Genomic DNA, 26853 nt, shown 5'->3' with positions numbered 1-26853 from the left:
GCCGTGGAAACTACTTCCGGACGGTGATCGATTCCATAGCTGCGCGGGCCTCCTCGGCGAGGGATTTGGGGATGGGCGCGCTCTTCGCCGCGTCCGCGGATGCCTGCTGGCCTTCCTCGCTTACAACGTATTTACCGAAGGCCTGCACGCGCTCCACCAGCCCGGCGTCGTCATAGGAGCTGCAGTAGATCTGGTAGGACACCAGTACCAGCGGATAGGCGCCCGCCGCTGTGGTTCGCCGGTCCAGCTGCAGCGCAATGTCGTGTTCGCTGCGCCCCGGGACCCGGGTGGACTGTTCGACGGCGGTGCTCGCGGCGTCGGCGCTGATCGGCACGAAGTCCTCCCCCACCAGGAGGTTGGCGGTGCCCATCGACTCGTCAATCACCGAGTCATCGGCATAGGTGAGCGCCCCTTCCGTCCGGGTCACGGTGCTGACGACGCCGGAGCTGCCCTGCGCGTTCTCGCCCTGCAGCCCGCCGGGCCAGGTCCCGGACGGCGCGTCCGGCCAGGCATCCGGGGCCACCTCATGCAGGTACTCAGTGAAGTTTTCCGTGGTCCCGGAGTCATCCGCCCGGCTCACGGGAGTGATCCGGGTGGAGGGCAGGTCCACGTCCGGGTTGAGCGCAGCAATAACCGGATCGTTCCACTGGGTGATTTCGCCGCGGAATATCTTGGCGATGGCGGCCGCGTCCAGGTTCAGCGACTGGATGCCGGGAAGGTTGAAGGCCACGGCTATGGGGGAAATGTAGGCCGGGATGTCCAGCGCCCCTTCGGGACCGCAGACCGCCCGGGCGTCCACCAGTTCCTCCTCCTGCAGGTAGGCGTCGGAACCGGCAAAGTCCACCGCGCCGGCCAGCAGCGCGCTGCGTCCGGCACCGGAGCCGTCCGGGGAGTACTGCAGCTGAACGTTCGGATGCAGGGTGCCGAACCCGGCGATCCAAGCGTCCATCGCCGGGCCCTGCGCGCTCGAACCGGCGCCCGACAAGACACCGCTGAGCATGGAGGTGCTGTTCTCGGCTGCGTCCCGCTGGGCGTCCCCGAGCGGATAGTCGGACCCGCAGGCGGCCAGTGCCAGCGTGGCTGCCAGTGCGGCGGCGAGCGTGCGGAGGGGACGGATTGGGCGCAAGGGATGTCCTTCCTGGGGAAGCGGCGGTGGCGTCCAAGGCCGGCGGGGGGAGCTGCGGGGGTGCAGCGGTCAACCGGCCGCTCTTTCAAGGCTAGCTGGCTTTGGACCGCAGCCGCCATCCGATAGTCCAGCTTCCCCTTGAGGGGCCCGGCCCCGGCTGTCAGGATGGACGGCACCGCGGAGATTACCCGCCGCCATGTGCCGGGGCCGGCGGGCTCCGCCCGCGCTCAACCCTCTGCCGGCGCCTTGCCTAGGGAGCACCCGTGCTGATTGCCGCAGCTATCCTCGCCGTCGTCGCAGCGGCCGTTGCCTTCTATTTCTTTATGCTCGAATCCCTGCGCTGGACCGAGCCGGACACGGTGGCCATCTTTCAGCTGCGGGGCGCGGGCACTCCAGCCGCCACGGCGCAGCTTGCCTACAACCTGGGCTTCTACAACCTTTTCCTGGCTGTGGGGGCCGGGCTGGGGGTAGTGCTGCTGGTGGCCGGCAATCCGGTGGCCGGGCTGACCCTGATGACGTTCACCACTGCCTGCATGCTGCTGGCTTCCGTAGTGCTTGCCCTCAGTGACCGGCGGCTGGGACGGCTGTCCCTGATCCAGGGCGGGCCCGCAGCCTTTTCCCTGGTTTTTTCGCTGCTCGGGACCTGAGCGGTTAGGCCTCGGCTGACGTCTATGCCCCGGAGGGTGCCGGGGCGTAAGCCGCCTGAGTCCACAGGTGGAACAAGGCGTAGGAGCGCCACGGGCGCCACGGCTGGGACAGCCGGGCCGCTTCGCGTCCGGTTCCGACTCCGAGCGCGCGCTTGAGCACCAGATCGTCGGCAGGATACGCGTCCCGGTCCCCCAGCACACGCACCGCCAAGTAGTCGGCCGTCCACGGGCCGATGCCCGGCAGGGCCAGCAATCCTGCCCGGACCTGCCCCGGATCGGCGCCCGGCTGCAGCGGCAGCCCGGCGGCGACGGCAGCGGCCAGGGCCCTAACGGTCCTGGCCCTGGCGTGCGTGATCTTTACGGCCGCCTGGATCTCCTCCGCCGGGACGGCGGCGAGCCGGTGCGCGGAGGGGAAGGCAGTGAGTCCTGCCGGGCCGGGCTCGCCGAAGGCTGCCACCAGGCGGGCACCGAAGGTTCGGGCCGCGGCGAGGGATACCTGCTGGCCGAGGACCGTTTGGATCCCGGTCTCGAAGCCGTCCGTGGAGCCGGGCACCCGCAGGCCGGGATGCCGCCGGACCAGCGGCGCCAGCACATCAAATCCGGCGAGGAAGGAATCCACCACGCCCGGATTTGCGTCCAGGTCCAGCCAGGCCCGGACCGTCGTGATGAGGGCGGCTTCCTCCGGCTGCGGCAGCGCCGGTGCTTCCAGGTCCACCCCGTCCGGGTGCAGGTGCACCTTCACCGGAACCACTGTGGATCCAACCGTCAGCAGCCGTTCCACGCCCACCCCGCCGCCGGGCTTCGGCATTACCCGTTCCAGCCCCGGGACGGCGTGGGCCTGCAGTGCGCTGGCCAGCGGCGCCCAGGCCAGTGGTCCCCGGCAGGGCAGGCTGCGGGTACGCGCGCCGCCGGCCGCGCCGCCGTCGAACTTTTCTTCCCTTGTTTCTTTCCCCGTTTCTTCCCCCGTCAGCGTCATCCGCTGAGGCCGGTCATGCGCAGGGTGATGTTGATCCGGCCGGTGGCCAGTCCCGACTCCGGGTCCGCGGTTCCGGCCACCGTGCGCGGGACACCGTGGTAGGCGAACCGGGACGGTCCGCCGAAGACAAACAGGTCACCGGACTCCAGCTCCAGGTCCGTGTAGGGGCGGTTGCGGGTTTCGGTGTTGCCGAACCGGAAGACACAGGTATCGCCGATGCTGATGGAAACCACCGGGGCGCTGGACTTTTCATCCTTGTCCTGGTGCATCCCCATATGTGCGCCCTCGGCATAGTAATTAATCAGCGCAGTGTCCGGCGTGTAATTCTCCGGGCGGAAGTCCTCCCTCGCGTAGCTGCCGTCCGCCTGCCGGTAGGCCTCTTTGAGCGCGTCGCGGCCCAGCTGCACCAGCCAGTCGGGCAGCTCCGCGACGCGCCCGCCGCCGGCGTCGTCGGCCGTGCGCGTGTACTTGTACGGCTGCCAGTGCCAGCCCAGGCACACCGTCTGGACCGACATGGGATGCCCGCCGGGCAGCACTGCCGACCGCATCGGCACCGGTCCGATGGCCCACTGACGGCACGCTTCAACAATGGATCGCTGCTGTCCCGGCGGCAACCAGCCGGGCACATGCACCGCCCCGACGGCGGGTTCGGAGCGTTCGCGGGGGAAAAGGGAGGAGCTCATGCGGCGGCTTCCAGGTCGAGGAGGGTTTTCTTGACAGCCGGGCCGCCGCGGTAGCCGCCGGTGGTTCCGTCGGAGCGCAGCACGCGGTGACAGGGAATCACCAGCGGCAGGGGGTTGCGGCCGCAGGCGGTGCCCACGGCGCGGACGGCCCCGGGATTGCCGGTCAGGGCTGCTATGCCGGCATAGGTCGCCGTGCGCCCGTAGGCGATCCCCTGCAGCGCCTCGACGACCGTCCGCCGGTAGCCGGTGGTCAGCCGCAGGTCCAAGGCGAGGTCGAAGCTGCGCCTGCTGCCCTCGAAATACCCGCGCAGCTGGGCAGCGGGTTCGGCCAGCCGCTCCGGCGCTTCCAGCAACCGCGGACTGATCCGGGTGCTGAGGTCCTGCAGCACGGTATCCACTCCTTCACATTCGAAGGCCACCCGCACCAGGCCAGCCTCGGTGGCGGCAAGGATGAGTCCGCCCACCGGACTGTCCACCACGGTGTAGGCCACATCCAGCACCCCGGCGGCCTGCGCGTCCTCTGCCAAGCGGGAATGCAGGGCGGCGAGGGCGGCGGTTTCCCGCGGATCAGCGGCGGCTTCGCCTGCAGCGGCAAGAACGGGTTCGGGCACGGACGCTGCGGGGAGATTGAATGCGGGCACATTGAACAGGTCAAAGGACGCCATTGCTGTCCTCCTTATACAGGGCACGGAGTTTCTTGATGCCGTCGGCGGCGGATCGGCGGCAGGCCGCTTCGCTGCTTCCGAGCACCCGGGCCACCTCGGCGTACGGGAGCCCGGCCAGATGGTGGTAGGCGAGCGCCTCCCGCTGCCGGACAGGCAGGGTCTTCAACGCAAACCACAGCCCGTCGGTGTCGGCCGGTACGGGAGCGGGTGTATCCGGAACCGCCTCCACCGGCAGCGGGCTGCGGGCGGTGCTCCGGTGCTGGTCCACTGCCTTGCGCTTGGCAATGGTGACCAGCCAGGCCTGCACGTTGGCCCCTTCGGGCAGGTCCGGATAGGCGCGCAGTGCCGCCAAGAAGGTTTCGGACCACGCGTCCTCGGCCTGGTCCGGCCCCAACACGGCGCGGCAGACCCGCAGCACGGCCGCGCCGTGCTCCCGGACAATCTGCTCAAAGGGTTTCACTTCCACATACGGTAGACGGTTTCAGCGGACGGTTTGTGAGCCCGGTGCCGGAAAAAAGATTTACGGGCAGCCGGCTGTGGCTAGACTGCCTCCTACATCGCAGGGATCAGCCGCCCGAAGATGCCGCAGAGATCAAAGGAGATCCTTATGCAGAACCTCGCCGGAATCCTTACGGAAACCGCAGCCCGCTTTCCGGAGCGGACCGCCCTGAAACTCGACGACACGGTGGTGTCCTACGCCGCCCTGGACGCGATGAGCGCCAAGGTAGCCGGACTCCTGGCCGCCCGCGGGGTGGTGCCGGGTGAGCGCGTCGGCCTGGTGATGCCCAACATTCCGCAGATGGCCTTCGTGTATTACGGTGTCTTGCGCTACGGCGCCGTGGTTGTCCCCATGAATCCGCTGCTGAAGGCGCGCGAGGTCGCCTACCACCTGCAGGACTCCGGTGCCCGGCTGGTTTTCGCCTGGGAGGGCGTGGCCGGTGAAGTCTCTGCCGGAGCAGAAGAGGCCGACGGCGGCGTGGAAGTGGTGACGGTGGACTCCTCCTCTTTCATGGGGCTGCTGGCGGGTGCGGATTCCCGGCCGGACCTGGCGGAGGTGGACGGTGAGGACATCGCGGTGATCCTGTACACCTCGGGCACTACCGGACGGCCGAAGGGTGCTGCCCTGACGCACCGCAACCTGCGCAGCAACGCCATCGTGTCCAGGTCCCTGCTGGATACCCGGGAAACCGATGTGATCTTCGGCGGGCTGCCGTTCTTCCACGTGTTCGGCCAGACCGCCGCGTTGAACTCGGCCCTGCTCGCGGGCGCGTCCATCAGCCTGCTGCCCCGGTTTGATGCCGGCAAGGCCCTGGAAATCATCGAACGCGACGGCGTGACGATCTTTGAGGGTGTCCCCACCATGTACGTGGGCATGCTCCGCCATCCCGCCGTGAAGGACACCAAGCTCTCCTCGCTGCGCGGCGCTATCACCGGCGGTTCAGCAATGCCGCTGGAGGTGCTGCACGAGTTCGAGGACGTGTTCGGCATCCAGCTGCTGGAGGGTTACGGACTGTCTGAAACCTCGCCCATCGTCTCCTTTAATCTTCCCGGCGAGGGACGGCGTGCCGGCTCCATCGGCAAGGCCGTGGACGGCATGGAGGTGCGGATGCTGGATCCCGACGGCGCGGACGTCCCCGTGGGAGAGATTGGCGAACTCTCCGTCCGCGGCGAGGGTGTCATGAAGGGCTACTGGCGGAACGACGACGCCACTGCCGCAGCCATTCCCGACGGCTGGTTCCGCACCGGGGACCTGGCCCGGTTCGACGAGGAGGGCAACATCTACATTGTGGACCGCAAGAAGGACATGATCCTGCGCGGCGGCTACAACGTGTATCCGCGCGAGGTCGAGGAAGTGCTGTACGAGCATCCTGCCGTTTCCGAGGCGGCCGTGATCGGTGTTCCGGATCCGCTGCACGGCGAGGAAATCGTGGCTGTGGTGGGCCTTCGGGAAGAAGCCGTTCCGGCCGACGACGCCGCACGCGAAGCCCTGCTGGCGGACATCGCCCAGTTCGCCAAGGACCGGCTGGCCGCCTACAAGTACCCGCGCCGCATCGAACTCACCGACGCTCTCCCCAAGGGGCCCACGGGCAAGATCCTCAAGCGCGAAATCAAGGTCTCCGCCCCTCCCCGCCCGCTTCTGGACGAAACCCCCACGGCGTAGTTCTCAGGAGTACGGCTCGACGTCGGCGGCAGCTTCGCCCGGAAGCCCGGCAGGTTCGTCGGAGCGGACCAGCACTACGCCGGCAACAATCATGGCCCCGCCGGCCAGCTGTACCGGGCGTGGCAGCTCCGCAAGGAGCAGCCACGCCCACAGCACGGCAAAAAGCACTTCGGTCAATGAAACGAAGGAGGCCACGCGTGAGCCCAGGGCCCGCGCGGCGATGATGCCGGTGACGTAGGCCAGTACGGTGGAGAACAAAACCAGTCCGGCCACGGGCACCCACCAGGTGGTGTGCCAGCCGCCCAGTTCCACTCCTGCTGTGCTGAAGCCCAGGGGAAGAACCCCTATCAGGCCGAGCAGTGCCATGGTGGCGCCGCCCACGAGCATGCCCCCGGTGGCGAGGACCAGCGGTGGCAGCGAGTCATTCTGCTTGGCGGTGATGAAGAAGTAGATGGCCAGGCAGACCGCGGCGGCCAGGCCCCAGAGTACGCCCACCGGATCTATGCGGATGCTGCCGCCCAGGTCCAGCACCAGGACCAGCCCTGCGATGGCGGCCAGGGCGCCGAGGATGGTGCGGATACCGGGCCGGCGCCGGGTGGCGGCCCAAATCCACAGCACCATCAGCACCGGTGCCAGGAATTCCAGCAACAGGGCCACCCCCACGGAGAGGCGTTCCACCGCGTTGAAGTAGAAAAACTGGCAGCCGGCCACCCCGATGAATCCGAACAGCACAATGGTGCGCCAGTTGCCGCGCACCTGTTCCCAGCGGCCGTGCAGCGCAATAAAGGCGGGGACAGTCAGGACCGCCGCGGCTCCAAGCATCCGCACGGCAACGGCACCGGCGGTGGTCCACCCGGTTTCCAGCAGGGACTTGGCGAAGGAGCCGGAGAGCCCAAAAACGGCGGATGAGGACAGGGCAATTACCAGCCCGGAAACGCTTGCGGGCAGCGCCTTGGGGGCGGCTGTCTGCTCTGGCTCCATGGGTCTCCTCAGGACGGGTTCCCGGTACCGTGCCGGGAGGGAACAACGACGGCGACGCTACCCCGGGGCGGGACGGGTTTCAATACATCTGCACCCCCGACCACTCGGTGCGGTTGCCGTATCCATCGCGGACGGATATGGCAACCATCCGTTCCTGCACAGTGCGCCCGGCCGGATGGCAACCCCTCGGCCGCCAAATCGGAGCCATGCACGGCAGAACCCCCGCACGTGACGGTGAGGTGCCTAGGGTTGATGGGTCAAGAAGACGGCGCCTCCAATCTTCCCCGGGATTTTCCTGCCATGAAGCAGAAACTGATTACCCTTGTCAGTCAGCGCACCGCCTGGCTCCTCCTGGCCGTATGCATAGCCTTCTGGGTGGTTTCCGCCGCCGGGTTCCTTGAGGCGCCGCTCGGCACCCCGGCTGCCCTGATGTTCCTCTGGATGTACTGCAACCTCATGGTTGCGTTGGGCACCGCCCTGGCCGCGGCAGCCGCCGTCGCCGCCCTGGTCCTGCACCGCAGCGCGAAGACGACGGCGCGTGAACGGGGACGCGGCCCTGCAGCGGGACAGGAGCCGGTGCAGGAGCCGGTGCAGGAGGACGGCGAGGCGGGGACTGCCGCTCCGGACCATTCCGTCACCTCACTTCGCAACCTGCTGGCACGGAGGCGCTAACCGCCTTCCCCCGCCGCCGGACCTTATACCTTCTGCTCTCTGCGCATTTCAAGGAGCAGCAGCAAAACAAGTGGTCCGGACTCTTGATAACAGGTGGCCGCTCTGGTGTCCTGTTCAGGCGGTCCAGCAGAGGGCCGGACCTGCGGCTGAAATACCTGCCCGCCCATGCGCTCCTCCAGCAGCTCTCCCCTGTCCCTGCACCACTTCGAAGAAGCCCGCCAGGCCCGCGGGGACCTGCAGCAGGCGCTGCACAACGAACTGGTCCTTAAGTACCGCGATATAGCCGAAACCGCTGCCGCCGCCTACGCGGGCCGCGGCCGTGAACTGGCCGACCTGCGCCAGGTGGCCTACATGGGATTGATCAAGGCCGTCCGGCGCTTCGACCCGGCGGTCGGTCCGCATTTCCCGGCCTTTGCCGTGCCCACCATCCACGGCGAGCTTAAGCGGTACCTGCGCGACCATTCCTGGGTGGTACGCCCGCCGCGCCACCTGCAGGACCTCCGCACCGCCATCGCCCGGCTGCAGCCGGAGCTGTTCCAGTCACTGGGGCATGCGCCCTCGCTCTGCGAACTGTCCGAGGCGCTGGGCGTGGACGCCAAAACGGTAGCCGAGGCGCTGAACTGCCAAAGCAGCCTGCGGCCGGAATCCCTGGACGCCATCGCCGGCACCACCGGCGCGGAACAGTGGGCTTCGGCCGACGGGCGGCTGGAACACGCGGAAAACCTCGCCATGCTCCGCCGGGCCGTGCGGAACCTGACGGATGCTGACAAGGAGCTGCTGTTCCGGCGGTATTTCCACGAGGAATCACAGCAGGCCATCGGTACCCGGCTGGGCCTGACCCAAATGCAGGTTTCCCGGCGGCTCGCCCGGATCCTGGTGCAGTTGCAGCACGAGCTGCTCGGCCCTTCAGAAGCTGCCGCAAACGCGGCCCGCCCGGCAACTGCCTGACCCGCCGGAGCCCTCTGAACCGAACCGCCCGCGCGCCCGTGGGCCAGTGCCTACAGGGCGTCGAGCTTATCGACGGCGGCCAGGACATCTTCCACCGTGACGGCCATAAGCGCCGGGTCGGGATCCACGGCGAAGGTGTCTCCGCGGCGGCGGCTTTCATCTGTCAGGGCAATATGCGGACCCGGCGGCGGACCCCATTCTGCTACCGGCGCCGGGCCAAACAGCACCACCGACGGCCGGGCGTAGGCCGAGGCCAGATGGGCAGCACCAGTGTCTGCTGAGACCACCAGACGGGCCCGGGCGATCAGCGCGGCGAATTCCGCCAGCCCCAGCTCGCCGGCCACCACTGAGTCCGCTTCCAGCCCGGCAGCCTCCGCCACGGCAAGTGCCCGCGGCCGTTCGGAGCTGCTGCCCGTCAGCAGGACCTGTGCGCCGGCCGCATCGAGTTCCCGGGCGACGTCCGCGAACCGGCCCGCGGGCCACAGCCTGCTGCCGTAGGCGGCACCCACATGGAGCACTACGGCCCCGGGGACGAATACCGCCGCGGCCGGCGGGTCCAACCGGTAATCCAGCGGATCGGCTGGAATTCCGTGCCACGACAACAGACCGGCCCAGCGCTCCCGTTCATGCACGCCGTCCTTCCAGGGCGGACCGTCCCATCCCGGCCCGGCGTGGCCGATCAGCCGGGCCGGCTTCAGTGCTTCCAACCGGCCGCAGCTTTCCGGGCCCCGGCCATGCAGGTTCACTGCCACGTCCACCTGTCCGGGCGGCAGGTCAATGGGCACGTCCAGGCCGTGCAGCGGCAGCAGGCCATCCACGGCGCCGGTCAGCGGCAGCAGCGGGCGCAGCCATTCCTGCGCTGCGTATCGGATGCGGTGTCCGGGGAAGGCCCTGCGCAGGGCCTTAAGGGCCGGGACTGCCACCAGCAGGTCCCCGAGTTTCAGGGCCCGCAGGACCAGGAGTTCGGGGCGGTCCGATGCCTGCTCGGGCATGGTTCAGGGTCCTTCCGATTGAGGATTGGAGGCACATCCTGCCAGATCAGCGGCCCGCCCGGTACAGGTGTGTTCCCCCGTGGCTGGAGGCACCCCCGGAAAAAGATGTGGCTGCGGGTGTTTAGCAGCAGTGCCGAAGGGGGACAGAGGCGGTATGGAAGTTATGCCGTCACCGCCGCGTGCCGTCCTGTTTGACCGGGACGGCACGCTGATTGTTGACGTGCCCTACAACGGGGACCCGGAACTGGTGCAGGCGGTGCCCGGGGCTGCCGATGTGCTGGCACGGCTGCGGCGGGACGGCATCCCGGTGGGTGTGGTGACCAACCAGTCCGGCATCGGCCGCGGGCTGCTCTCCGCCGGGCAGGTGGAAGCCGTCAACGCCGCCGTTGACGCCCTGCTGGGTCCGTTCGATGTGTGGGAGATCTGCCCGCACACCCCGGAACGCGGCTGCATCTGCCGCAAGCCCATGCCTGGAATGGTGCTGCGTGCCGCCCGGCGCCTGGGCCTGGACACGGCTGAGGTGGCGGTGATCGGCGACATCGGCGCCGATGTCCAGGCGGCCGCGGCGGCCGGCGCCCGCGGCGTCCTGGTCCCCACAGCCGTCACGCGGCCCGCCGAAACCGCTGCAGCTGATCTGGTGGCCGCCGATTTGCGGAAAGCAGTGGACCTGTTGTGGGGCGGCGCGTGAGCCGCCGGGTCCTGGTGGCGAGGCTCGACGGCGCGGGCGACGTCCTGCTGGCCGGCCCCGCCGTCCGTGCGGTGGCGTCCGCGCCGGGGGTGGAGGCCGTGCTGCTGGTCGGCCCGGCGGGGACCCCGGCCGCCCGGCTGCTGCCCGGCGCCGCGCAGGTGCTGGAGTGGTCCTGCCCGTGGATCGTGAACCCCGCCCCGGAACCGTCGCCGGCGCACCTGGCAGCGCTGGTGGACATGGTCCGCGCTGCCGGAACCCGTGAGGCGGTGATCCTCACGTCCTTCCACCAGTCCCCGCTGCCCCTGGCGCTGGTGCTCCGAACCGCCGGGGTGCACACCATCACCGGTGCTTCCACCGACTACGCCGGTGCGCTCCTGGACCAGCGGCTGCGGCCCGGCGAGGATTTCCCCGAAGACCAGCCGGAACCGGAACGGAACCTTCGAATTGCCGCAGCCGCCGGTTTCCGGCTTCCGGCCGGTGACGACGGCAGGCTCCGGCTGGGTCCGCTGCCCGATGCAGGGCATCTGGCGGGCGATGACCCCTATGTGGTGGTGCATCCCGGCACCGCCGTCCCGGCGCGCGCCTGGCCTGCCCTGCACTACGCCGCCGCCGTCGAGCTCCTGACCGCTGCCGGCTACCGGGTGGTGGTGACCGGCGGCCCCGGCGAGAAGGCACTGACGGCCACGGTGGCGGGGGTGGCCGGGCTGGACCTCGGCGGCCGCACGGACCTGGCCTCGCTGGCCGGTGTGCTGGCCGGTGCCGACGCCGTGGTGGTGGGAAACACAGGCCCCGCACATTTGGCGGCGGCTGTTGGCACGCCGGTGGTCAGCCTCTTCGCCCCGGTGGTGCCCGCTGTCCGCTGGGCACCGTACCGGGTGCCGCTGGAACTGCTGGGCGACCAGCAGGGACCATGCCGGCTTTCCCGGGCCCGGACCTGCCCGGTGCCTGGGCACCCCTGCCTGTCCGGCGTCGCACCGGAACAGGTGGTGGAAGCCGTGCAGCGCCTGGTCCGCGGTGTTCCGTCCCTGGGCACGCGGCGGGAAACCCGGCACGGCGGCCTTCCGGCACACGTATCCGGGCACCGGAGAGCGGGGAAACCATGAAGATCCTGCTCTGGCATGTGCACGGAGGGTGGATGGAATCCTTTGTCCGCGGCTCCCATGAGTATCTGCTGCCGACCACACCCGCCCGGGACGGCTGGGGGCTGGGCCGCGGCGGCCGGGCCTGGCCGGCGTCCGCCGTCGAAGTGGCGCCCGAGCAGCTGCGCGGTCAACAGGTCGATGCGGTGGTGCTGCAGCGTCCGGAGGAACTTGTTGCCTGCGCCCGCCTGCTGGGCCGCCGGCCCGGCCGGGACCTGCCCGCGGTTTACCTGGAACACAACACCCCGCGCGGCGCGGTGCCGGAAACCCGGCATCCGCTGGCCGGCCAAAACGCTATCCCCGTGGTGCACGTTACGCAGTTCAACCGGCTCTTCTGGGACACCGGCGACGCCCCGGTCCGGGTAATTGAGCACGGCATCCCCGACCCGGGGTACCTGTACACCGGAGACCGGCCGCACCTGGGTGTGGCGGTCAACGACCCCGTCCGCCGCGGAAGGATCACCGGCACGGACCTGCTGCCGGCCTTTGCCCGGGCCGCTCCCCTGGAAATCTTCGGCTTCGGCACCGGTCTACTGCCCGCCGCCTTGCAGCTGGACGGGGAGGGCAACCGGGACCGGCTGCTCCTCCGCGGAGATCTCCCCGCCGCCCGGATGCACGCCGAACTGGCCGGCTGCCGGGCCTACCTGCATCCGATGCGCTGGACCTCCCTGGGCCTGTCACTGCTCGAAGCCATGCACCTGGGCCTGCCCGTCCTGGTGCTGGCCACCACGGAGGCCACCCGGGCGGTTCCGCCGGAGGCAGGGCTGGTCAGCAACAACCCCGAAGAACTCCTCGCCGCAGCACAGATGCTTCTGGCGGATCCGGAACACGCGCGCACCTGCGGGCTGGCAGCGCGTGAGGCGGCGCTGGCCCGTTACGGCCTGGCCCGGTTCCTGTCCGAGTGGGACAGGCTCCTTACCGACGTGGTCTCATACAAGCTTTCCGCCGCGCCGCAGCAGGCGCCGGCAGGACCGATAACGGCATCAACAGGAGGGGGACAACAGTGAGAATCTCAATGGTGTCCGAGCACGCTAGTCCGTTGGCTGCGCTGGGCGGCGTGGATGCCGGCGGGCAGAACGTCCATGTAGCCGCCCTTTCCGTGGCGCTGGCAGCCCGCGGGCACACCGTGCAGGTGTACACCCGGCGTGATGACCCCGGGCTGCCGGACCGGGTGCAGGTGCAGGACGGGCTGGAAGTAGTGCACGTGGCGGCCGGACCGGCACTGCCGCTGCCCAAGGATGACCTGCTGCCGTACATGGGACAGCTGGCCGAAGGCATGGTGGCGGACTGGGGAAACCAGCCGCCGGACGTGGTGCATTCACACTTCTGGATGTCCGGCCTGGCCGCGCTGGAGGCGGTCCAAAGCGCGGCCGACGACGGCGCCAGGGTACCGGTGCTGCACACCTTCCATGCGCTCGGGACGGTGAAGAAACGGCATCAGGGCGCGGAGGACACCAGCCCGCCGGAGCGGACCTGGCTGGAACCCTCGGTGGGCCGGCGGGCAGACCGGGTCCTGGCCACCTGCTCGGACGAGGTTTTTGAACTCAAGGCCATGGGCGTGCCGGGCAGCCGCATCTCCATTGCGCCGTGCGGTGTGGACCTGTCCCTGTTCAAGTCCCGCGGACCAGCCGAGCCCCGCGGCCGGCGGCACCGCATTGCCGCCGTCGGACGTCTGGTGCCTCGAAAGGGCGTGGACCTGGCCATCCAGGCGCTGGGACTGCTGCAGGAGGCCGGCATGGCGGACGTGGAACTGCTCATTGTGGGCGGCTCAAGCGACTGTGCCGGGCTGGAATCGGATCCGGAGGCTCGCCGGCTGATGTCCCTGGCCCGCTCCCTGGGCGTGGCGGACCGGGTGCTGCTGCGCGGACAGGTTCCGCGCGAAGACATGCCGGCGGTGCTGCGCAGCGCGGACGCAGTGGTGTGCGCACCCTGGTATGAGCCGTTCGGCATCGTTCCGCTGGAGGCCATGGCCTGCGCAGTGCCGGTGGTGGCCACCGCGGTGGGCGGACTGATCGATACGGTGGTCCACGGCAAAACCGGGCTGCTCGTACCGCCGCGGGACCCGGCCGCCCTGGCCGCCGCGCTGGGCGAACTGCTGCAAAACCCCGGCTACGCCCGGCGGCTCGGCACCGCCGGCAGGCAACGTGCCTCCGCCCGGTACTCCTGGGACCGGGTGGCACAGGAAACCGAAAAGGCCTATCAGTTGGCTCTGAGGGGAGTCCCCCGCGGCCAGGCCCGGCCGGCCCGGCTGCAGCCGACGGGAGGGCAGGCACTGTGAGTATCGAACCGGCCACCGCGCCTCCGCCCGTGACCGATGCGGCGCACGGGGCGGTCCTGGCCCATCTGGCCGGCACCGGCCCCGCCCTGCTCTCCGTACAGCAGCAGGCCGGGCGGCTGGCCCAGTGGGGCGTGGAGCTTGCCGGGCGCCTGCTGGATGGACACCGGCTGCTGACCGCAGGCAACGGCGGTTCCGCCGCCGAGGCCCAGCACCTCAGCGCGGAACTGGTGGGCCGGTTCGACGGCGAGCGCCGGCCCTTTTCCGCCATCGCCCTGCACGCGGACACCTCCGCGGTCACGGCCATCGCCAACGACTACGGATTTGAACAGCTCTACGCCCGGCAGGTGACGGGCCACGGCCGCCCCGGCGACGTGCTGCTCCTGTTCTCCACCAGCGGGGCCAGCCCCAACCTGCTCGCCGCCGTGCAGGCCGCACGCCGTGCCGGGCTGCGTACATGGGCGCTGACCGGCCGGGGACCCAATCCCCTCGCCGCAGCGAGTGAGGAGGCGGTCACCGTGGATGCGCCGGCGGCCAACGCGCAGGAGGCCCATCTGGTGGCCCTGCATGCGCTGTGCCGGTCCTTTGACGCCGAGGTGCAACGGTGCACCCAACCCCAACAGCGCACCTCTGCAGGAGGAATGCCGTGAAAACGATTGTCGTAGTAGGCGACACCTTGCTGGACACGGACATAACCGGTTCCGCCCAGCGCCTCTCCCCCGATGCCCCGGTGCCGGTGGTGGACGTCGCCGACGTCGGTCGCCGCGCCGGCGGAGCGGGCCTGGCGGCGCGGATGCTGGAGCGGGACGGGGTGCAGGTGCACCTGGTGACGGTGCTCTCCGATGACGGGGCCTCCGGGCTGCTGCGCACCGCGCTGGCCGGCATCCCCCTGACCAGCGGGCCGTCGGATGCTCCCACGCCGGTCAAGACCCGGATCCGGGCCGGCGCCCAGGCCGTGGTCCGCTTCGACGAAGGCTGCGCCCCGCCCCCGGTGCCGGCAGTGACCGCGCAGATGCTGGCGGCCGTGGCGGCTGCGGACGCCGTGCTGGTCTCGGACTACGGCCGCGGCCTGACTGCCAATCCCGCACTGCGGGAACTGCTCGGTGCCCTGGCTGGCCGGATCCCGGTGGTGTGGGATCCGCATCCGGCCGGAGCCGACCCGGTACCGGGGGTCGCCGCCGTCACCCCGAATATGACGGAGGCACTGCAGGCTGCGGGAGAAACGCCGGGCGGTGTTCCGGCCGGGCTGCGCGCTGCGGAGCGGCTACTGGCGCGCTGGAGCAGCCGTTCCGTGGTGGTGACCATGGGCGCCCAGGGAGCCCTGGCGTTGCCGGCCGCCGGTCTGGCGCAGGTCCTGCCGGCGCCCCGGATCCGCGAGAATGACAGCTGCGGGGCCGGGGACCGGTTCGCGGCGTCGCTGGTTGTCCGGCTGCTCGACGGCGACGGGCTGGAAGCGGCGGTTGAAAGCGCCGTCGGCACCGCGGCGTCGTTCCTGGCTGCCGGCGGCGTGGCCGCCCTGGACCGGGAGGAGACGCTGCCGGTGCTGGGCAGCGACGTCCCCGACGCCCTGGCCACTGCCGCACTGATCCGGGAACGCGGCGGAACCGTGGTGGCCACCGGCGGCTGCTTCGACCTGCTCCATGCCGGGCACGCGCGCACGCTGCTGGCTGCGCGGGGGCTGGGCGACTGCCTCATTGTGTGCCTGAACTCCGATGACTCGGTGCGGCGGCTCAAGGGCGAGGCACGCCCGATCATCGGTGCAGAAGACCGGGCGGAGCTGCTGCAGTCCCTGGAATGCGTGGACGGTGTGCTGGTTTTCGAGGAGGACACCCCGTCCGCCGTACTGGAACGGCTGCGCCCCGACATCTGGGTCAAGGGCGGGGACTACCGCGAGGATCAACTGCCCGAGGCCGAGCTGATCCGTTCCTGGGGCGGTGAGACCGTCACCGTCCCGTACCACCCGGCCCGCTCCACCACGGCGCTGGCCTCCGCCCTGGCCAAAGTCGGCTGACCGCGCTTTCCGCCGTCCCCTTCCCGATTGAAAGGAACCGTCCATGTCTGTCTCCCCTTCCGCTGTCCCCGCCGTCCCCGCACCCGGCTCCGCGCTCGACGCCGCCGCCCCGCAGCCGGACCCTGCCCTGCGCGGCACCCCGGTACGCGCTGCAACCACCCTCCGCGTGCTGGTTACCGGCGGGGCCTCCGGCCTGGGCGCCGCCGTCACCGAAGCGGTGACCGCCGCCGGCGGCAGCGTGGTGGTGCTGGACCTCGACACCAGTTCCGTCACGGGTGCCAAGGCCCTGCAGGTGGACGTGGCGGACCGTGCCAGCGTGGAAGTGGCCGTCCGGGAAGCGGCGTTGATGCTCGGCGGGCTGGACGCGGTGGTCACCGCGGCCGGAATCGACCGCTGCGGCCGGCTCGAAGACGTTGCGGCCCGGGAGTGGGAGAAAGTCATCGGCGTGAACCTGCTCGGCACGGTGTCCGTGGTGCGTGCCGCCCTGCCGTACCTGATGGCGTCCCGCGGCCGGGTTGTCACCGTGGCTTCCACTCTGGGGCTCAAAGCCGTCTCGGATGCGACCGCGTACTGCGCCTCCAAGTTCGGGGTGGTTGGGTTTAGCCGGGCCCTGGCCGCCGAAACGGCCGGACGCGTGGGCGTCACCACCATGATTCCCGGCGGCATGAAGACCCGTTTCTTCGATGACCGCACCGAGCAGTACCGGCCGCAGGACGATTCCCGGCTCAATGACCCCGCCCGGGTGGCCGAAGCCATCCTGTTCGCCCTCTCCCAGCCGACCGGCTGCGAAATCCGCGAAATGCTGATCTGCCACGAGGAGGAGGATTCCTGGCCCTGAGTCCCCGTCCGTTCAGGCCGGCATCGGCTTCGGCTTCGCGGCAGGCTGCACCTTTCGGCTGCGGGTCCGCACGGCGACGCCGGCGCACAGGATCACCGCGAGCCCGCCGAGTACGGTGGCCCAGGTCAGTTCCTCGTGCAGCAGCAGCGCCGCCCAACAGATGGTCAGGACCGGCTGGACCAGCTGTACCTGGCTGACCTGCGCCATGGGGCCGATACCGAGCCCGCGGTACCAGGCGAAGAAGCCCAGGAACATGCTCACCACGCCCAGATAGGCGAAGGCTGCCCACTCGCCCGGGCCGGCGGCAGGCGGCCGGCTGAGTGCGGCGGCCACGGCCAGCCCGCCCATCACCGGTGCGGCCAGTACCAGTGCCCAGGAAATGGTCTGCCAGGCACCGAGCTCCCGGGTCAGGATGCCACCCTCCGCGTATCCCACTGCCCCGGCAACCACCGCAGCGAACAGCAGGAGGTCCGACGGGTGCAGGCCGGCCTGCCCGCCGCCCTGCACCGCAGCGAATCCTCCGGCTGCACCCGCTCCGACGGCTGCCAGCAGCCAGAACCTCCGCGGCGGCCGCTCCCCCGTGCGCAGGACCGCCACGGTGGCGGTGGCCGCCGGCAGCAGCGCGACGACGACGGCGCCGTGGCTGGCGGGAGCAGTGGCGAGCGCAAAGGACGTCAGCAGCGGGAACCCGGCCACCACGCCGCCTGCCACCAGTGCCAGACGTGCCCACTGGGTTCCCCGCGGCAGCCGCTGCCGCGTTGCGGCCAGTACTGCGGCGGCCAGAACCGCGGCAACCACGGCCCGCGCCGATCCGGCGAAGAGCGGGGACATTCCGCCGCCCGCCACCGCAATGCGCGTGAACGGGAGGGTGAAGGAGAAGGCTGCGACTCCCAGCAGGCCCCACCAGAGCCCGCTGCGGGCACTGGGTAGCACTGTTGGGACAGCGAGAGTAGCGCTATTATGTGGCTTCATGGCCGATAGTAGCAGTGCCGACCGGATCGTGGCAGACCTGCGCACCTGGATTTCCTCAGCCGCTCCGGGAGCCCAATTGCCGCCGAGCCGGACACTCGTGGCGCGGTACGGCGTCAGCCCGGTGACGGTGCAGCGGGCGCTTCGAACGCTCTCCTCGCTGGGGCTGGTGGAGGGCCGGCCGGGCGCGGGCACCTTTGTCCGTGCCCGCACGGTGGCCCGGGTGCAGGACTACGGCTGGCAGACCGCCGCCCTGGGTGCTCCGCGCAGCATGCCCACCCTTTCCGCCGCCATGCGCGCTGCGCCTGATGACGTGATTGCCCTGCACTCGGGCTATCCGGACGCGGAGCTGCTGCCCGGCCAGCTGGTGCGGGCAGCCTTTGCCCGTGCCACGCGCAGCGACACTGTGCTCTCCCGCCCCCCTGCCGCCGGCCTGCCCGACCTCCGTGCCTGGTTCGCCGCTGAACTGTGGGCGGGCGCACCGGCGGACATCGCCCCGCCGGCAGCAGCCGACGTCGTGGTCCTGCCGGGCAGCCAGGGTGGACTCAGTGCCGCGTTCCGCGCCCTCGTCGGACCCGGCAGGCCGCTGCTCATCGAATCACCCACCTATTGGGGTGCACTCCTTGCGGCGGCACAGGCCGGGGTGCAGGTGGTTCCGGTTCCCAGCGGAAGCGACGGCCCGGATCCGGAGGAGCTGTCCCGCGCCTTTGCGCAGACCGGTGCGCGGGCGTTTTATGCCCAGCCCGCCTTCGCCAACCCCACCGGGGCCTACTGGTCCCGGCAGCGGGCGGACCAGGTGCTGGCCACCGTTCGTCGGCACGGCGCCTTCCTGATCGAGGATGACTGGGCCCATGACTTCGGCATTGCGGCAGATCCGGAGCCCCTGGCGGCCCGGGACGACGGCGGGCACGTGGTCTATCTGCGGTCCCTCACCAAAAGCGTTTCCCCGGCGGTGCGGGTGGCGGCCGTCATCGCGCGCGGACCGGCACGGGAACGGCTGCTGTCAGATGTGCAGGCCTCGTCCACCTACGTAAGCGGTGTCCTGCAGTCGGTGGCGCTCGACGTCGTCACGCAGCCCGCCTGGCGGACGCACCGGCGCCACCTGCGCGGCCAGCTGGCCGCGCGGCGGGACCTGTTGCTGGAAGCGCTGCGTGAGCATGCCCCGCTGGCCCGGGTCGAGGCGGTCCCCAAGGGCGGGCTGAACCTGTGGGTGCGGTTGCCGGATAACACCGATCCGGCCGTGGTGGCCCGGGACTGTGAAGCGGCCGGCGTCCGCGTTGCTCCAGGCAACGAGTGGTTTCCCGCCGAACAGGCCGGCGCCTATCTGCGGCTGAATTACTCCGGACCCAATCCGGGGGCTTTCGGTGAGGGGGCGCGGATTATCGGCCGGGTCCTTGAGGACCACCGGGGGCGCTGAGGCGCTGGGACCCGGGCCGTGCGCCCGTCCAGCCTTGGGGCTCAGGCGGCGGCACCAAGAGTTCGAAACCCCGCAATGCCGTCGCCACCGTTTCCACCGGGGATCTGTCACCGTCGGAGAAGGCCCAGACAGCCAAAGCCTCCATGATGCCGGCCTGCACCGCCGTTGCGAGCACCCTGGGGCGCAGCGCATCCGCGGGTTCACCCAGCCTCCGGGCGATGACTTCCACCAGCTGCCGGTGCCACAACTGGTACATCTGCGATGAGGCGGCCTGCAGCTCCCTGGTGGTGACAATCAGCTGGATGCGCTGGCGGCCGTCCGCATACTCGTCGCCAAACGCCGCGGCCACGGCCGCAATGATCTGTTCCATCAACGGCAGACCGGCGTCGGCCGATTCAAACCCTTCCCGCAGTGCGTCAAAGGTTTGGTCCACGGCGCCCCATACAATGTCTGCCTTCGCCGGAAAGTGGCGGTGCAGGGTCCGGACGCTGACCCCCACCTCGGCGGCGATGCCGCCCACCGTCACATTTTCGTAGCCGTCCCGGAGTACGACGCCGAAAGCGCGGGCGCGCAGTTCGGCCTCCTCCACCGCGGGGGGACGGCCCGGTGCTCGTCTGGTCATCCACCCACGGTAAGCCCTTGTTCCGCGTTGCGGGGTTATGGCAGACTCTGCCGAAATGCGGTTGCCGACAAGGAGGTCGTTATGCCCGAGGGCGAGCAGTTTGACGTGATTGTGGTGGGGTACGGAGATGCCGGGGCGGCAGCGGCCATCGAAGCGGCGGATAACGGAGCGCGTGTGCTCGTCCTGGACCGCTCCTACGGGGGCGGCGCCAGTGCCTTGTCGGGCGGGGTGGTCTATGCCGGAGGCGGCACCCGCCAGCAGCGCGAGGCCGGTTATGACGACACCGTGGAGAACCTGTACAACTACCTTCGGCAGGAATCCGGCGACAGCGTGGACGACGAGACCCTCCGCCGCTTTTGCGCGGAGAGCCCGGGGACCATCACCTGGCTCGAACAGCAGGGAGCGGTCTTCGGCAGCAGCGTTCCGGACTACAAGACGTCCTACCCCACGGACCGGCACTACCTCTATTTCTCCGGCAACGAGAAGGCCCATCCCTATAAGCTCCACGCCGAACCGGCTCCGCGCGGACACCGTGCCGTGGCCAAAGGGCTGGCTTCCGGCAAGGTGCTGTGGACCGCCCTCGCCTCATCCGCCCGCCGCAAGGGCGTCACTTTCGTTCCGCTGGCCCAGGTGCATGACCTGATCATCGAGGACGGTGCCGTGGTGGGAGTGAAGTACCGCGTCCTGGACCGGAACCATGCAAACGCCGCAGAACACGCCCGGCTGACCCGCCTCACCGGCAAGATCGGCAACTGGGCACCCGGATTGGTCAAGGGACCGGTGGCGAAGATCAAGCGTCTCTGGGAGGAGGGCGCGGTGGACCGGGAAGCGCGTGCAAGCGCGGTGGTTCTCGCCGCCGGAGGCTTTATCTACAACGAAGAATGGCTCCAGCGCCACGCTCCCGAGTTCACCGGTATTTCCCCGCTGGGGACCCCGGCTGACGACGGTACGGGAATCCGGCTGGGCATGGACGCGGGCGGCACCACAGCCAAAATGGGCAACGTCACGGCCTGGCGCTTCCTTTCACCCCCGAGCGCCTTTATCGAGGGTGTGACCGTAGGCCTCAACGGCCGCCGGATCAAGAATGAAGACTTGTACGGAGCCACCCACGGCAACACGCTCATGCGCGAATTCGGCGGCAAGGGCTGGGCGGTGTATGACTCCGTCACCTGGAAAAAGGCACAGGGCCAGGTCCGTTCCCAAACCCAGATTTTCCAGCGGCTTCAAGTGGCCTTCCTGCTCACTATCGGTCACAAAAAAGCGGGCACACTGGCGGAACTGGCCATGAAAATCGGCGTAGACGCCACCGGGCTCCAGCGGACCGTAGATGCCTACAACCACGGCATCGCCGCCGGCACCGGGGATCCGGCGCACAAGGACCCCGCCTTGTCCGTTCCGCTGCTCAAGGCACCGTTCTATGCCTACAACATCTCCGTGGACGCTTCCCCGTTCTATCCGATTCCCGGTTTGACGCTGGGCGGACTGGTCGTGGACGGCGAGTCCGGTCTGGTGCAGCGGCAGGACGGCACACTGATTCCCGGGCTCTACGCCGCCGGCCGCAACGCCGTTGGTGTCTGCTCCGAAAGCTATGTCAGCGGCCTGTCGCTGGCCGACTGCATTTTCAGCGGCCGCCGCGCCGGTCGGCACGCCATGTCTGCACGGGAGGCCAAGGAGCTGGACGCGGATATGGCCTAGGGGACGGACGGGTGCTGCCCGCCGCCGTCGTCCCGGTTTCCAACTGCTGCGCTGATATCCGCTGCTTCGGGCTCCCAGCGCAGCAGGTCCCCGGGCTGGCACTCGAGGACCTCGCAGAGCGCGGTCAGGGTGGTGAAACGCACCGCCTTGGCCCGCCCGTTCTTCAGCACGGCGAGATTGGCGGGGGTAATGCCGATCCGCTCGGCGAGGGTGCCCACGGCCATTTTGCGCCGAGCCAGCATCACGTCAATATCCACGACGATCGGCATCAGATCACCCCGCCGAGTTCGGTTCGCAGGTGGTGCGCCTCCGCCGCAGTGGCAACGGCTGAAGCCAGCAGCGCCCGCATCACCAGCATGAGCAGGGCGCCGGCCGCAACGGTCACCCCCATGCCGCCAATCAACAGCACGACGCCGGGTGCCACCCCTTCGCCCGGCGCCAGTACGGCTCCCAACGCGAACAGCAGCAGGGCAGCGACGGACACCGCGCCGATAATCACATCCACATAGCGGAAGGCTGCCGAGGAGAACACAGTCCCCCGGCGCACCATGGTCAGCAGCCGCCAAACGCAGACCAGGCAGACCTGGAAGGCCAGGATGCCCAGCACCACGATGATGAGCACGGGCACACGAACCGCTTCAGCACCCGCCTCGGCCAAGTCGGTGCCGAACAGCGGCACCATTACTGCCTCGACAAACAGGGTGCCGAGAAATACCAGCACCAGCACTATCCGTAACGCCAGGATGGTTGCTTTTCCCATCACGCTCTCCCTGCGGAACCCCGTCGATTGAAGGACAGTCAATACTTATCGATAATCGAGAGGTCCCGCAAGGGTTTCCGGAAACCAGTAGCCGAACTTCCCACGCTCTGTGACTGCTGTGCCGAGTGGGACCACACCAGCAACACCGGCACCAAAGCGTGGGAAGTTTCCGCGGCGCAGGTTCCCTAAGGCGCCGAATCCACCACCGAGGTGGTGACCGCGGACCATCCGAGCGCGGTGCCGGCCGGGAAGATTTTTCCGTCTTCCAGCAACACCGTCCGCTCACCGATCATCAGGCCGGTCTGCGGATCAATGATGATCTCACTCCGGTAGCCTTGCTCGGGCGATCCGATGCCCAGCGAGATTCCGGTCCGCCCGGCCAGGGCTGCCTCCCGGTCAACAACGGAGACCCCGGGAATCAGCGCTGCCGCCTGGTACAGGGCGGCCCGCAGATCCGCCGGGATGGCGCCGGTCCCCAGGGTTTCAGCGATCCTTTCGAACGCTTCCTCATGGGGGGTCTGTCCCCCGCCGGCATTGCCTTCATAAAGCAGGTCAAGGAGTTGCCGGGGGTCCCGGGGCGCACCCTCAACCGCTTCCTGCAACGGCATGTCGTTGAGAACGTGCTGGGTCGATCCGCCGAACTCCCCGCGCGGGGCACGCGACACGTCACCGCTGTCAGAGCTGCCCGCACCAACACGTTCGGCCTCCTGCCTGGACCCCTCATCGAAGAACTGCACCGGCTTGGACGGTTCGCGGATCCACACCCATTCCCCGCTCCGGTCTGCGGGTATATACACCTGGTGGTCCCGGCGGGTCAGCCAGGAGAACTCTTGCCCCTCCGGCGTGACCGTGGAGGTGGTGCCCACCATGTCGGTGTCCACCAGCAGGTACTGGCCGGGCGCCAGCACCGGGTCGGAGCTGGTGATGGTTGCCGCAGCGGCGGCGTTCAGCACTTCGGCGGCCTCCGCCGTCGCACCGGGGCGCTCATCCGAGCCGACGACGTCGACCGCCACCAGCGCCGCGACCAGGGCGGCCGCAGCAGCGGAGGCCAGCAGGGCGCGCCGCCAGGGTCTGCGGGGGTGCAGTACCGGTGCCGGCTCCCGTGCAGAGTCTTCCTCGGCTGTTCGTTGCATCAGTTTCTCCCGGCCGGCGGCCAGGACGGCCGGGGGAACGGTTCCGGTGGTGTTACGCGTTGCGCGCAGCAGGTGCAGTTCGTCCATGATCACTGTCCATTTCGTCGAAAAGGGCAAAGCCGAGGTCCGCGCGGAGCTTGCGCCGGGCGCGGTTGATGCGGGAGCGGACGGTGCCCACGGGCACCCCGGCGGCGGTGGCGATGCCGTCATAGGTCAGGTCCGCCCAGGCATAAAGCAGGATCGCCTCCCGGTCGATCGGGGCCAGCGCCTGCAGGGCCGCGCCGATCCGGGACCGGTCGGCGTCGGCGTCCACCTGTTCGTCCACTGCAGCCAATCCATCGGCCGTGTCCCCGCGGCTGCTGTTCCGCACCAGGGCACGCAGCATCCGCGCTTCTGCGCGGTGGTGCCGGCGCAGCAGGTTGGTGGCAATGCCGAAAAGCCACGGCCGGACCGCTTCGGCCGGACCGGTGAAACCCGCCCTCCGTTCGAAGGCGATGAGAAAGGTCTCGGCCATCACGTCTTCGGCGGCAAAGTCACCGGCACGGCGGGCCGCGTACCGGTAGATGTCCGGCGCGTGCCGGTCATAGAGTTCCCCGAATATGGAGGGACCGCTGCGCGAGAGCTCCACAATCTCTTTGTCTGTCTTCACACCCTGTAATGCCCGCTCACCGCGAATGGTTCACGGTTCCCCCGGTTTTCTTTTCGGTTTTCCTGGACACCGCATTAAACGACGACGGCGCCGCCCGGACCGTGGAAGCGGTCCGGCGCGGCGCCGTCGGGGATGTTGCGGGTATTGCTAGCTGAGCTTGGAGGCAACCAGACCGGTGAGGTCCACCAGGCGGTTGGAGTAGCCCCACTCGTTGTCGTACCAGCCGACGATCTTGACCTGGTTACCCATGACGCGGGTCAGACCGGAGTCGAAGATGCAGGAGGACGGATCGCCCACGATGTCGGAGGAAACAATCGGATCCTCGGTGTACGTGAGGATGCCTTCCCAGCGCGGGTCCTGTGCGGCCTTGGCGTAGGCAGCGTTGATCTCCTCGACCGTGGCTTCCTTTTCCAGGGTGACCGTCAGGTCGGTGACCGAACCGGTGGGAACGGGAACGCGGATGGCGAAGCCGTCCAGCTTGCCCTTCAGCTCCGGCAGGACCAGGCCGATGGCCTTGGCGGCACCGGTGGAGGTGGGCACCATGTTCAGGGCTGCGGCGCGGGCGCGGCGCAGGTCGCTGTGCGGGCCGTCCTGCAGGTTCTGGTCTGCGGTGTAGGCGTGCACCGTGGTCATCAGGCCCTTTTCGATGCCGAAGGCGTCGTTGAGGACCTTGGCCAGCGGGCCCAGGCAGTTGGTGGTGCAGGAGGCGTTTGAAATGATGTCGTGGTTTTCGGGATCGTAATCGCCGTCGTTCACGCCCATCACCACGGTGAACGCGTCACCCTTGGCCGGTGCGGAAACCAGGACCTTCTTGGCGCCTGCGGAGATGTGCTTCTGCGCATCCGCGGCGTTGGTGAAGAAGCCGGTGGATTCGATGACGATGTCCACGTCCAGCTCGGCCCAGGGCAGGTTGCCCGGATCGCGCTCGGCGAGGACCTTGATGGTGTGTCCGCCAACCACCAGGTTGCCGTCTTCAACCGTGACCTTCTCGGCCAGGCGTCCGGCAACGGAGTCGTACTTGAGCAGGTGGGCCAGCTGCGCGGGATCGCCGAGGTCGTTGACTGCTACAACCTCGAACCCTTCACCGTGCTGCAGGGCCGCCCGCAGGTAATTGCGGCCGATCCGACCAAAACCATTGATTCCGACGCGTACCGTCACTGCGGCCTCCTTGAAGCTAGAGTAAATTTAGAGACTAAATTTAATGTCTTCTACAATTATGCTGTTATTACCGCCACACGTCAAAGGGACACATGGACGCCTCCGCCAACACCCCGCAGCTATTGCGCCGCGCCAACCTGCGCGCAGTGCTGCACGTGCTGCGCTCGGCACCATCGGTCACCGGCACCGACCTGATCGACGCCACCGGCCTCACCCGCGCCACCGTGATCGCCGTCTGTGATGACCTGATAGCCCGCGGCTGGGCCCGGGAAACGGACTCCCCCCGCGCCGGCGGGCAGAAAGGCCGTCCGGCCCGCCGCTTCCAGTTCAACGAGAGTGCCGGGTACGTCCTGGGGCTCGACGTCGGCATTGCCACCGTCCGCGTGCTCGCCGCCGACCTCGCCGGCGCCGTCGTCGGCGGTGCCGAGGCGCGCTTCCCCCGTCACGGCGGGCAGCGGGAGGACCGGCGCCGGGTGGTCACCGCCGCCGTTGACGCGGCCCTGGAGGATGCCGGAATTACTTCCTCGGCGGTGCTCTGTGCCGGAATGGGCATTGCCGCCCAGGTCACCGGCGCCGGTCGGGTTGCCCCGGGGCAGGACGTGGCACCCATGTTCGATCTGGGGCTCACGCAGGAGTTCAGCAAGGCCCGGGGCTGGCCGCTGCTGGTGGAGAATGACGCCAAGCTGGCCGCTTTAGCCGAACGCTGGCGGGGCGTGGGGGCGGGGGAAGAGAACCTTGCCGTGATCCTGGCCGGCGAGCGGCTGGGCAGCGGCATCATTGAATCAGGCCGGCTGCTGCACGGCGCTTCGGGCGGCACCGGCGGCATGGGGGCGCTGGACCTGGTGGACGGTGTGGGCAATGAGGACGGCATTGCCAAGCTGGCCCGCCTGTGGGGCAGCGCCGCCCTCGAGGACGGCCACAACGGGCGGATCCGTGAACTGGTGGGGCCCAACACCAACCGCGCGTCGGCCCGCCTGGTGTTCGAAGCGGCCGAGGCGGGCGACCCGGTGGCCGTGGAAATCCTGGTCCGGATTGCTGCCCGGATGGCCCGGGTCCTGGCGCTGGTGTCCTCGTTCTTCGATCCCCGGCTGATCGTCATCGGCGGCGCCGTGGCCGCGTCCGCCACCGCCCTGCTACCGGCGATGCGGCAGGAACTGGAACGGTACGTGGTGCAGCCGCCGCGGATTGCCGTCTCCGGGCTGGGCAAAACGCTGGTGCCCACGGGCGCGGTGCGCCTGGCCCTGGACTACGTGGAGACGCACCTGCTGGATCTGGTCCCCGAACTGCGGCGCTAGGAGCGACCCGGCCGCTTAGCGCCAGTAATTGTTGGCGGCGGCGATGGTGGCAAACTCGGTGGCGACCACGGCCGCCGCGGCAATAAGCGCTTCGGGGTTGTTCGCGTAGGCGTCGCGGATAATCTCCTGGACCTTTTCATCCGGCTGGATGGCCAAAGATGTCTGCAGTGCCAGGCTGAGGGCCAGCTTGCGTCCATCCTCGGGGGTGGGGCACTGCAGTGAATTGTTCGGCACAAGCTCCATGGTGTCCGTCCTTTGAACGCGTGGCACGGCGGCTTGCTTCATTGTGGGCGGGGCCGATTCCGGGGCGCAAGGGCCTGCAGGTTTCCCCTGCGGCAGGGGCCCCACTCGGC

At 69.2% G+C, this 26853-nt stretch carries 29 protein-coding genes; 14 read left to right on the top strand and 15 right to left on the bottom strand.

Translation table 11 applies throughout. The annotated features are described in order from the left end of the window. Positions 1–10: 10 nt before the first annotated feature. Entirely contained in the window at positions 11–1126 is a 1116-nt protein-coding gene (gene pstS / locus QNN98_RS01535) for a phosphate ABC transporter substrate-binding protein PstS (RefSeq protein ID WP_227912186.1), read from the bottom strand. 263 nt (positions 1127–1389) lie between these two features. Here pstS and QNN98_RS01530 point away from each other — a divergent pair, with 263 nt between their 5' ends. Next, positions 1390–1773 carry a DUF1304 domain-containing protein gene (locus QNN98_RS01530; protein WP_227912188.1) on the top strand — a complete coding sequence of 128 codons (384 nt, stop codon included), beginning with the start codon at positions 1390–1392 and terminating at the stop codon, positions 1771–1773. Between the two features lie 22 nt (positions 1774–1795). Here the strand turns inward: QNN98_RS01530 and QNN98_RS01525 are convergent, their stop codons facing one another. The 4 genes from QNN98_RS01525 to QNN98_RS01510 are packed head-to-tail and all read right to left on the bottom strand — an operon-like array spanning position 1796 to position 4557. Next, positions 1796–2749 carry a DNA-3-methyladenine glycosylase family protein gene (locus QNN98_RS01525; protein ID WP_283996034.1) on the bottom strand — a complete coding sequence of 318 codons (954 nt, stop codon included), beginning with the start codon at positions 2747–2749 and terminating at the stop codon, positions 1796–1798. Continuing rightward, positions 2746–3432, bottom strand: a complete 687-nt coding sequence (locus QNN98_RS01520) for an alpha-ketoglutarate-dependent dioxygenase AlkB family protein (protein ID WP_227925859.1) — start codon at positions 3430–3432, stop codon at positions 2746–2748. The genes QNN98_RS01525 and QNN98_RS01520 overlap by 4 nt, the downstream gene beginning before the upstream one ends. Then, positions 3429–4097 carry a methylated-DNA--[protein]-cysteine S-methyltransferase gene (locus tag QNN98_RS01515; protein ID WP_227912194.1) on the bottom strand — a complete coding sequence of 223 codons (669 nt, stop codon included), beginning with the start codon at positions 4095–4097 and terminating at the stop codon, positions 3429–3431. The genes QNN98_RS01520 and QNN98_RS01515 overlap by 4 nt, the downstream gene beginning before the upstream one ends. Further along, the gene (locus QNN98_RS01510) at positions 4084–4557 is read right to left on the bottom strand and encodes an RNA polymerase sigma factor (protein WP_442860151.1); all 474 of its coding nucleotides are present in this window, start codon (positions 4555–4557) and stop codon (positions 4084–4086) included. The genes QNN98_RS01515 and QNN98_RS01510 overlap by 14 nt, the downstream gene beginning before the upstream one ends. Positions 4558–4704: 147 nt before the next feature. Here QNN98_RS01510 and QNN98_RS01505 point away from each other — a divergent pair, with 147 nt between their 5' ends. Next, complete coding sequence (locus QNN98_RS01505) at positions 4705–6258, top strand: long-chain-fatty-acid--CoA ligase (protein WP_283996033.1); 1554 nt, start codon at positions 4705–4707, stop codon at positions 6256–6258. A gap of 3 nt (positions 6259–6261) precedes the next feature. Here the strand turns inward: QNN98_RS01505 and QNN98_RS01500 are convergent, their stop codons facing one another. Then, entirely contained in the window at positions 6262–7239 is a 978-nt protein-coding gene (locus QNN98_RS01500; RefSeq protein WP_283996032.1) for an EamA family transporter, read from the bottom strand. Positions 7240–7539: 300 nt separating this feature from the next. On the opposite strand from QNN98_RS01500, the gene QNN98_RS01495 reads away from it, so the two are divergent. Together QNN98_RS01495 and QNN98_RS01490 are read left to right on the top strand one after the other, a co-directional pair. Beyond that, positions 7540–7911: a hypothetical protein gene (locus QNN98_RS01495; RefSeq protein WP_283996031.1), complete on the top strand. Its 372-nt coding sequence runs from the start codon at positions 7540–7542 to the stop codon at positions 7909–7911. A gap of 165 nt (positions 7912–8076) precedes the next feature. Next, the gene (locus tag QNN98_RS01490) at positions 8077–8859 is read left to right on the top strand and encodes a sigma-70 family RNA polymerase sigma factor (RefSeq protein ID WP_227925865.1); all 783 of its coding nucleotides are present in this window, start codon (positions 8077–8079) and stop codon (positions 8857–8859) included. A 50-nt stretch (positions 8860–8909) separates the two neighbouring features. Here QNN98_RS01490 and QNN98_RS01485 read toward each other — a convergent pair whose 3' ends face one another. Further along, entirely contained in the window at positions 8910–9851 is a 942-nt protein-coding gene (locus QNN98_RS01485; RefSeq protein ID WP_283996030.1) for a glycosyltransferase family 9 protein, read from the bottom strand. A gap of 154 nt (positions 9852–10005) precedes the next feature. Between QNN98_RS01485 and QNN98_RS01480 the strand changes: the two genes are divergently transcribed. Genes QNN98_RS01480 through QNN98_RS01450 form a run of 7 tightly spaced genes read left to right on the top strand, consistent with a single transcriptional unit; the run spans position 10006 to position 16802 of the window. After that, positions 10006–10539 carry a D-glycero-alpha-D-manno-heptose-1,7-bisphosphate 7-phosphatase gene (locus tag QNN98_RS01480; RefSeq protein WP_283996029.1) on the top strand — a complete coding sequence of 178 codons (534 nt, stop codon included), beginning with the start codon at positions 10006–10008 and terminating at the stop codon, positions 10537–10539. Then, entirely contained in the window at positions 10524–11642 is a 1119-nt protein-coding gene (locus QNN98_RS01475; RefSeq protein WP_227925867.1) for a glycosyltransferase family 9 protein, read from the top strand. The genes QNN98_RS01480 and QNN98_RS01475 overlap by 16 nt, the downstream gene beginning before the upstream one ends. Next, on the top strand, positions 11639–12685 hold the full coding sequence (locus QNN98_RS01470; protein ID WP_283996028.1) for a glycosyltransferase: 1047 nt from the start codon (positions 11639–11641) through the stop codon (positions 12683–12685). Before QNN98_RS01475 ends, QNN98_RS01470 begins: the two co-directional genes overlap by 4 nt. Further along, complete coding sequence (locus QNN98_RS01465; RefSeq protein ID WP_227912212.1) at positions 12682–13956, top strand: glycosyltransferase; 1275 nt, start codon at positions 12682–12684, stop codon at positions 13954–13956. The genes QNN98_RS01470 and QNN98_RS01465 overlap by 4 nt, the downstream gene beginning before the upstream one ends. Next, complete coding sequence (locus QNN98_RS01460) at positions 13953–14603, top strand: D-sedoheptulose-7-phosphate isomerase (RefSeq protein WP_442860153.1); 651 nt, start codon at positions 13953–13955, stop codon at positions 14601–14603. The genes QNN98_RS01465 and QNN98_RS01460 overlap by 4 nt, the downstream gene beginning before the upstream one ends. Continuing rightward, positions 14600–15964, top strand: a complete 1365-nt coding sequence (locus QNN98_RS01455) for a PfkB family carbohydrate kinase (protein ID WP_283996027.1) — start codon at positions 14600–14602, stop codon at positions 15962–15964. Before QNN98_RS01460 ends, QNN98_RS01455 begins: the two co-directional genes overlap by 4 nt. Before the next feature lie 43 nt (positions 15965–16007). Then, entirely contained in the window at positions 16008–16802 is a 795-nt protein-coding gene (locus QNN98_RS01450; protein WP_283996026.1) for an SDR family oxidoreductase, read from the top strand. Positions 16803–16814: 12 nt separating this feature from the next. Here the strand turns inward: QNN98_RS01450 and QNN98_RS01445 are convergent, their stop codons facing one another. Next, complete coding sequence (locus QNN98_RS01445) at positions 16815–17774, bottom strand: DMT family transporter (RefSeq protein ID WP_283996025.1); 960 nt, start codon at positions 17772–17774, stop codon at positions 16815–16817. On the opposite strand from QNN98_RS01445, the gene QNN98_RS01440 reads away from it, so the two are divergent. Beyond that, a complete protein-coding gene (locus QNN98_RS01440; protein ID WP_227925872.1) occupies positions 17773–19188 on the top strand; it encodes an aminotransferase-like domain-containing protein in 1416 nt (471 codons plus the stop codon). The genes QNN98_RS01445 and QNN98_RS01440 overlap by 2 nt on opposite strands. Here QNN98_RS01440 and QNN98_RS01435 read toward each other — a convergent pair. Further along, complete coding sequence (locus QNN98_RS01435) at positions 19151–19810, bottom strand: acyl-CoA-like ligand-binding transcription factor (protein WP_227912220.1); 660 nt, start codon at positions 19808–19810, stop codon at positions 19151–19153. The genes QNN98_RS01440 and QNN98_RS01435 overlap by 38 nt on opposite strands. A gap of 81 nt (positions 19811–19891) precedes the next feature. On the opposite strand from QNN98_RS01435, the gene QNN98_RS01430 reads away from it, so the two are divergent. Next, entirely contained in the window at positions 19892–21505 is a 1614-nt protein-coding gene (locus QNN98_RS01430) for an FAD-binding protein (protein WP_227925873.1), read from the top strand. Here the strand turns inward: QNN98_RS01430 and QNN98_RS01425 are convergent. The 5 genes from QNN98_RS01425 to gap form a co-directional block, all read right to left on the bottom strand. Then, positions 21502–21774, bottom strand: coding sequence for a helix-turn-helix domain-containing protein (locus QNN98_RS01425; protein WP_283996024.1), 273 nt, complete (start codon positions 21772–21774; stop codon positions 21502–21504). The two genes, QNN98_RS01430 and QNN98_RS01425, sit on opposite strands and share 4 nt — an antisense overlap. Then, the gene (locus tag QNN98_RS01420; RefSeq protein ID WP_283996023.1) at positions 21774–22265 is read right to left on the bottom strand and encodes a DUF2975 domain-containing protein; all 492 of its coding nucleotides are present in this window, start codon (positions 22263–22265) and stop codon (positions 21774–21776) included. Before QNN98_RS01420 ends, QNN98_RS01425 begins: the two co-directional genes overlap by 1 nt. Positions 22266–22450: 185 nt before the next feature. Beyond that, positions 22451–23485: a CU044_5270 family protein gene (locus QNN98_RS01415; protein ID WP_283996022.1), complete on the bottom strand. Its 1035-nt coding sequence runs from the start codon at positions 23483–23485 to the stop codon at positions 22451–22453. Further along, a complete protein-coding gene (locus tag QNN98_RS01410) occupies positions 23451–24047 on the bottom strand; it encodes an RNA polymerase sigma factor (protein ID WP_229958476.1) in 597 nt (198 codons plus the stop codon). Before QNN98_RS01410 ends, QNN98_RS01415 begins: the two co-directional genes overlap by 35 nt. A gap of 147 nt (positions 24048–24194) precedes the next feature. Beyond that, the gene (gene gap / locus QNN98_RS01405) at positions 24195–25205 is read right to left on the bottom strand and encodes a type I glyceraldehyde-3-phosphate dehydrogenase (protein ID WP_227912229.1); all 1011 of its coding nucleotides are present in this window, start codon (positions 25203–25205) and stop codon (positions 24195–24197) included. 92 nt (positions 25206–25297) lie between these two features. Here gap and QNN98_RS01400 point away from each other — a divergent pair, with 92 nt between their 5' ends. Next, entirely contained in the window at positions 25298–26500 is a 1203-nt protein-coding gene (locus QNN98_RS01400; protein WP_283996021.1) for an ROK family transcriptional regulator, read from the top strand. Positions 26501–26515: 15 nt separating this feature from the next. Here the strand turns inward: QNN98_RS01400 and QNN98_RS01395 are convergent, their stop codons facing one another. Next, on the bottom strand, positions 26516–26743 hold the full coding sequence (locus tag QNN98_RS01395; protein ID WP_227912233.1) for a hexameric tyrosine-coordinated heme protein: 228 nt from the start codon (positions 26741–26743) through the stop codon (positions 26516–26518). Positions 26744–26853 lie beyond the last annotated feature (110 nt).

This window comes from Arthrobacter sp. zg-Y1143 (genome assembly GCF_030125565.1).
In the GTDB taxonomy this organism is placed as follows: Bacteria; Actinomycetota; Actinomycetes; order Actinomycetales; family Micrococcaceae; genus Arthrobacter_B.
The sequence above is the reverse complement of the archived record's forward strand: the minus strand, read 5'-3'. Positions and strand labels throughout refer to the sequence as shown.

Bases quoted from the DNA above. Each gene is read 5' to 3' on its own strand.
- QNN98_RS01430 (WP_227925873.1), top strand. From the start codon at position 19,892: ATGCCCGAGGGCGAGCAGTTTGACGTGATTGTGGTGGGGTACGGAGAT.
- QNN98_RS01480 (WP_283996029.1), top strand. From the start codon at position 10,006: ATGGAAGTTATGCCGTCACCGCCGCGTGCCGTCCTGTTTGACCGGGAC.
- QNN98_RS01425 (WP_283996024.1), bottom strand. From the start codon at position 21,774: ATGCCGATCGTCGTGGATATTGACGTGATGCTGGCTCGGCGCAAAATG.
- QNN98_RS01520 (WP_227925859.1), bottom strand. From the start codon at position 3,432: ATGAGCTCCTCCCTTTTCCCCCGCGAACGCTCCGAACCCGCCGTCGGG.
- QNN98_RS01495 (WP_283996031.1), top strand. From the start codon at position 7,540: ATGAAGCAGAAACTGATTACCCTTGTCAGTCAGCGCACCGCCTGGCTC.
- QNN98_RS01485 (WP_283996030.1), bottom strand. From the start codon at position 9,851: ATGCCCGAGCAGGCATCGGACCGCCCCGAACTCCTGGTCCTGCGGGCC.
- QNN98_RS01500 (WP_283996032.1), bottom strand. From the start codon at position 7,239: ATGGAGCCAGAGCAGACAGCCGCCCCCAAGGCGCTGCCCGCAAGCGTT.
- QNN98_RS01400 (WP_283996021.1), top strand. From the start codon at position 25,298: ATGGACGCCTCCGCCAACACCCCGCAGCTATTGCGCCGCGCCAACCTG.
- QNN98_RS01420 (WP_283996023.1), bottom strand. From the start codon at position 22,265: ATGGGAAAAGCAACCATCCTGGCGTTACGGATAGTGCTGGTGCTGGTA.
- QNN98_RS01445 (WP_283996025.1), bottom strand. From the start codon at position 17,774: ATGAAGCCACATAATAGCGCTACTCTCGCTGTCCCAACAGTGCTACCC.
- QNN98_RS01450 (WP_283996026.1), top strand. From the start codon at position 16,008: ATGTCTGTCTCCCCTTCCGCTGTCCCCGCCGTCCCCGCACCCGGCTCC.
- QNN98_RS01415 (WP_283996022.1), bottom strand. From the start codon at position 23,485: ATGGACGAACTGCACCTGCTGCGCGCAACGCGTAACACCACCGGAACC.
- QNN98_RS01515 (WP_227912194.1), bottom strand. From the start codon at position 4,097: ATGGCGTCCTTTGACCTGTTCAATGTGCCCGCATTCAATCTCCCCGCA.
- QNN98_RS01440 (WP_227925872.1), top strand. From the start codon at position 17,773: ATGGCCGATAGTAGCAGTGCCGACCGGATCGTGGCAGACCTGCGCACC.
- QNN98_RS01490 (WP_227925865.1), top strand. From the start codon at position 8,077: ATGCGCTCCTCCAGCAGCTCTCCCCTGTCCCTGCACCACTTCGAAGAA.
- QNN98_RS01435 (WP_227912220.1), bottom strand. From the start codon at position 19,810: ATGACCAGACGAGCACCGGGCCGTCCCCCCGCGGTGGAGGAGGCCGAA.
- QNN98_RS01470 (WP_283996028.1), top strand. From the start codon at position 11,639: ATGAAGATCCTGCTCTGGCATGTGCACGGAGGGTGGATGGAATCCTTT.
- QNN98_RS01395 (WP_227912233.1), bottom strand. From the start codon at position 26,743: ATGGAGCTTGTGCCGAACAATTCACTGCAGTGCCCCACCCCCGAGGAT.
- QNN98_RS01505 (WP_283996033.1), top strand. From the start codon at position 4,705: ATGCAGAACCTCGCCGGAATCCTTACGGAAACCGCAGCCCGCTTTCCG.
- QNN98_RS01525 (WP_283996034.1), bottom strand. From the start codon at position 2,749: ATGACGCTGACGGGGGAAGAAACGGGGAAAGAAACAAGGGAAGAAAAG.